Annotated in this window: 6 protein-coding genes; all 6 read left to right on the top strand. The window is 65.1% G+C overall.

The features are described 5' to 3' along the window. A partial coding sequence (locus WAN71_RS13770) for a vitamin B12 dependent-methionine synthase activation domain-containing protein (protein WP_422225865.1) occupies nt 1-594 on the top strand: 594 nt, incomplete at its 5' end. Between the two features lie 179 nt (nt 595-773). After that, nucleotides 774-2,261 (top strand): sugar porter family MFS transporter, encoded by a 1,488-nt coding sequence (locus WAN71_RS13765; RefSeq protein ID WP_422225864.1) that lies wholly within the window; start codon nt 774-776, stop codon nt 2,259-2,261. Between the two features lie 6 nt (nt 2,262-2,267). Then, a complete protein-coding gene (locus WAN71_RS13760; RefSeq protein ID WP_422225863.1) occupies nt 2,268-2,549 on the top strand; it encodes a phosphoribosyl-ATP diphosphatase in 282 nt (93 codons plus the stop codon). 32 nt (nt 2,550-2,581) lie between these two features. After that, nucleotides 2,582-3,442, top strand: a complete 861-nt coding sequence (hisG, locus tag WAN71_RS13755) for an ATP phosphoribosyltransferase (RefSeq protein ID WP_422225866.1) — start codon at nt 2,582-2,584, stop codon at nt 3,440-3,442. Between the two features lie 85 nt (nt 3,443-3,527). Beyond that, nucleotides 3,528-4,007, top strand: a complete 480-nt coding sequence (locus WAN71_RS13750; RefSeq protein ID WP_422225862.1) for a DUF4126 family protein — start codon at nt 3,528-3,530, stop codon at nt 4,005-4,007. Continuing rightward, the coding region (locus WAN71_RS13745) for an FAD-dependent oxidoreductase (protein ID WP_422225861.1) at nt 4,004-4,255 on the top strand (252 nt) is incomplete at its 3' end. The genes WAN71_RS13750 and WAN71_RS13745, both read left to right, overlap by 4 nt.

Below are 4,255 nucleotides of genomic sequence, written 5' to 3'. Positions count from 1 at the left end.
GGCGAGCATCGGGACGGCATCCCGAACCGGTCGCTCGGCGACTACATCGCGCCCAAGGACACCGGTCTGGCGGATTACGTCGGCGCCTTCGCCGTCACCACTGGGCTCGGCAGCCACGACAAGATCGCGGAGTACAAGGCAGCCAACGACGACTACAGCGGGATCCTGCTGGAGTCGCTCGCCGACCGGCTGGCGGAGGCGTTTGCCGAACGGATGCACCAACGGGTCCGCAAGGAGTTCTGGGGCTTCCAGCCCGACGAGCAGCTGGACAATGAGGCACTCATCGGTGAGAAGTACGTCGGAATCCGCCCTGCCCCCGGCTACCCGGCCTGCCCGGAGCACACCGAGAAGGGAACGCTCTGGAAGTTGATGGACGTGCGGGAGCGGACCGGCATCGAGCTGACCGAGTCGATGGCGATGTGGCCCGGTGCTGCCGTCAGCGGCTGGTATTTCTCGCACCCGCAATCGCAGTACTTCGTGGTCGGCCGGATGGCCCAGGACCAGGTCGCCGACTACGCGAAGCGCAAGGGCTGGACCCTGCAGGAAGCCGAGCGCTGGCTCGGCCCCAACCTCGGCTACAACCCGGAGGACTGAGCCCTACGTTGGTTGAGTTCGCACTGGCGGAGCCGAGAGCCGACGGAGAAGGCTGCGAGCCTATCCAGTCGTTCTCACTATCGCGAATTGACCTTGTGCACTGGACCCTTCGGCCGTAGTGGTGTACTGGGGGCCGCGCTCTGAGGTCGCCGGGACCGCTTGCGGATGGAGGAACACTCATGAGTGGTGACGGCGTCTTCGGAAGTGGGCGGACGGCTCCGCACGAAGATCTGCCCGTCGACCCGCGCGCCGCGCGGGCCGCATTCCGGTCCGCTGTTCGTTACGCGACGGTGGCCGCGATCGGTGGATTCCTGTTCGGCTACGACATCTCGACCACCAACCGCGCAGTCAAGGCGCTGCAGGCCGATTTTCACATCGGCAACGCTCTGCTGGGTTTCGCCGCGGCATCGGTGGTGCTGGGTGCGGCGATCGGGGCGGTGTGGGCCGGCCGGATCGGCGACCGGCTGGGCCGCCTCTCAATGATGAAGCTCTCGGCGGCATCGTTCTTCGTGTGCGGTCTCGGCGCCGGGTTGGCAACCAGCATTTGGATATTCATCGCCTTCCACTTCATCGGCGGTATCGGGATCGGCTTCTCATCGGTTGCGGCTCCGGCCTACATCGCCGAAATCTCGCCCCCGCGCTTCCGTGGCCGGCTTGGCTCACTGCAGCAGCTCGCCATCGTCATCGGGCTTTTCGGAGCGATGGCGTTGACCTGGGTGCCGTTCCACATCGCGGGCGGTGCGAGCAAGCCGCTCTGGCTGGGCCTGGCGGCCTGGCGCTGGACTTATCTCGGCGAGTTGATTCTGGCGCTGCTGTACTTCGCGTTGCTTTTCACGATCCCCGAGTCGCCGCGCTACCTGGTTGGCAGACAAGAGATTTCACAAGCCCGCCAAGTGCTGGGGCAACTGCTGGGCCCGCGCGACGTGGAGGTGACGATCGCTCGTATCGCGGGCTCCTTGGAGCAGGAAAAACCACCGTCCTGGCGCGATCTGCGTAAGCCGACCGGCGGGCTGTACAGCATCGTCTGGGTGGGCCTGGGGCTGGCCATCTTTCAGCAGTTCGTTGGTATCAACGTGATCTTCTCCTACTCAGATGTGCTCTGGGAGGCGGTGGGATTCGGCGAGAAGTCGTCGTTCACCATTGCGCTGGTGACCACCGGGATCAATGTCGCGATCACGTTGGTGGCGATCGCGCTGATCGACAGAGTCGGCCGCAGGCCGCTGTTGCTGGCCGGATCAGCGGGAATGTCATTGATGCTGGTGACGATGACAGTCGTGTTCGCCGGAGCATCCATCGTCAATGGTCGGCCACAATTGGACGGAGCCGCCGGGGTGATCGCGTTGGTCGCTGCCGACTTGTTCGTCGTAGCGTTCGCCGTCTCCTGGGGACCGGTCCTGTGGGTACTGCTGGGCGAGATGTTCCCAAACCGCATCCGGTCGGCGGCGCTGGGTTTGGCCTCGGGCGTGCAGTGGATGGCCAACTGGACCATCGCGGTGACCTTCCCGGCGTTGCGGCACACGCTCGTCGTGGCCTACAGCTTTTACGCGCTGTGTGCGGTGCTGTCGTTCTTTTTCGTGTGGAGATGGGTCCGGGAGACTAACGGGGTGTCCCTGGAAGACATGCCCGACGAGGTGTCCCCGACCGGAAACCGCCGTGACTTTGCTTAGCCGCCCATGAAACAATCGCTGCCCGTGAAGACCTTTGAGGATCTGTTTGCCGAACTCGGCGAGCGTGCCCGCACCCGCCCGCCCGGCAGCGGCACCGTGGCCGCGCTGGACGCTGGAGTGCATGCGGTGGGCAAGAAGGTCCTGGAGGAGGCCGGTGAAGTGTGGTTGGCGGCCGAGCACGAACCGGACGACGCACTCGCCGAGGAGATCAGTCAGTTGCTGTATTGGACCCAGGTGCTCATGATCGCCCGCGGGCTCACGCTCGATGACGTGTACCGGAAGCTGTGATGGTGGCGCTGCATCGGAACGGCTCGACGCGACTGCGGGTGGCAGTTCCCAATAAGGGGGCGCTGAGCGAGCCGGCCGTCGAGATTCTCGCTGAGGCCGGTTATCGTCGTCGGACCGATCCCAAAGATTTGACCGTCATCGACCCGCACAACCACGTCGAGTTCTTTTTCCTGCGACCCAAAGACATTGCAATCTATGTCGGGTCGGGGGAGCTCGACTTCGGCATAACGGGTCGGGATCTGGCCCGTGAGTCTGGCGCGCCGGTGCACGAACGACTGGCGCTCGGTTTCGGGTCGTCGTCCTTTCGTTACGCCGCGCCGGCCGGACGCGATTGGACCATCGACGACCTGGCCGGCCGGCGAATCGCCACCGCATACCCGAACCTGGTGCGAGAAGATTTGGCGGCCCGCGGGATTGACGCAACTGTGATCCGGCTAGACGGCGCCGTGGAGATCTCCGTGCAGCTGGGCGTGGCCGACGCGATCGCCGATGTGGTGGGTTCGGGTCGCACCTTGAACCAGCACAACCTGGTGGCCTTCGGTGAAACACTGTGCGATTCAGAGGCGGTGCTGATCGAACAGGCTGCCCCTGACGCCTCTGACGCCGGGCCGGAAGCCTCCGCTCGTGACCAGCTGGTCGCGCGGGTCCAGGGGGTGGTGTTCGGTCAACAGTATTTGATGCTCGACTACGACTGCCCGCGTTCGGTGCTCGACGAAGCCACCTCCATCACACCGGGATTGGAGTCACCGACAATCGCCCCGCTCGCAGATCCCGAATGGGTGGCGGTACGGGCGCTGGTGCCGCGCCGGGATGTCAACGCCACCATGGACGAGCTGGTCGCTATCGGAGCGAAGGCAATCCTGGCCTCGGATATCCGGTTCTGTCGCTTCTGATCTTGGATGCGCCGGTGCAGCCGGCTTTGCTGTGTTAGCGTCCCGCTAGAGCAGCGTTCTTTTGTCGAGCCCCAGGAGGGTCGCCGTGACGCATTTCTATGTTCTGCTACTAGCTCTCGGAATTGGTGTCATCGCCGGGCTACGTTCCTTTACGGCTCCAGCTGTCGTGGCCTGGGCCGCGTTTCTGAAGTGGATCAACTTGAGTCACACTTGGGCGTCGTGGGTCGGCACGCTGGCGGCCGTCATCGTCTTCAGTCTTCTCGCGGTCGGCGAACTGTTCCTTGACAAACAACCCAAAACACCACCACGCACGGCGCCACCGTCGTTCGGTGCCCGGATTCTCTTCGGCGCGTTCGCGGGCGCTGTCATCGGCACCGCATGGGGGTATACCTGGAGCGCGCTCGGCGCCGGAGTCATTGGGGCCGTGCTCGGCACGCTCGGCGGCTATCAGGCGCGCACCCGCCTGGCCGCCTCGCACGGCCACGACCTGCCGATCGCCCTGCTCGAGGATGCGGTGGCGGTGCTGGGTGGGTTCGCGCTTGCCGCGGTAACAGCCGCTCTGTGATACGGCGTTTCGACGCGATCATCGTGGGCGCCGGCCAGGCCGGCCCCGCGCTGGCGGGCCGACTGACCGCCGCCGGCCACACCGTTGCGGTGGTGGAGCGCAAGCTGATCGGCGGTACCTGCGTCAACAACGGGTGCATTCCGACCAAGACATTGGTGGCCAGCGCGCACGCTGCGCACCTGGCGCGGCGCGGCGGCGATTTCGGCGTCGGCACCGGAGCGATCAGCGTGAACATGGCGAAAGTCAAA

The organism is Mycobacterium sp. (genome assembly GCF_049280035.1).
Classification (GTDB): domain Bacteria; phylum Actinomycetota; class Actinomycetes; order Mycobacteriales; family Mycobacteriaceae; genus Mycobacterium.
The sequence above is the reverse complement of the archived record's forward strand: the minus strand, read 5'-3'. Positions and strand labels throughout refer to the sequence as shown.

Coding starts and splice junctions, on each gene's coding strand:
- WAN71_RS13765 (WP_422225864.1), top strand. CDS start 774: ATGAGTGGTGACGGCGTCTTCGGAAGTGGGCGGACGGCTCCGCACGAA.
- WAN71_RS13760 (WP_422225863.1), top strand. CDS start 2,268: ATGAAACAATCGCTGCCCGTGAAGACCTTTGAGGATCTGTTTGCCGAA.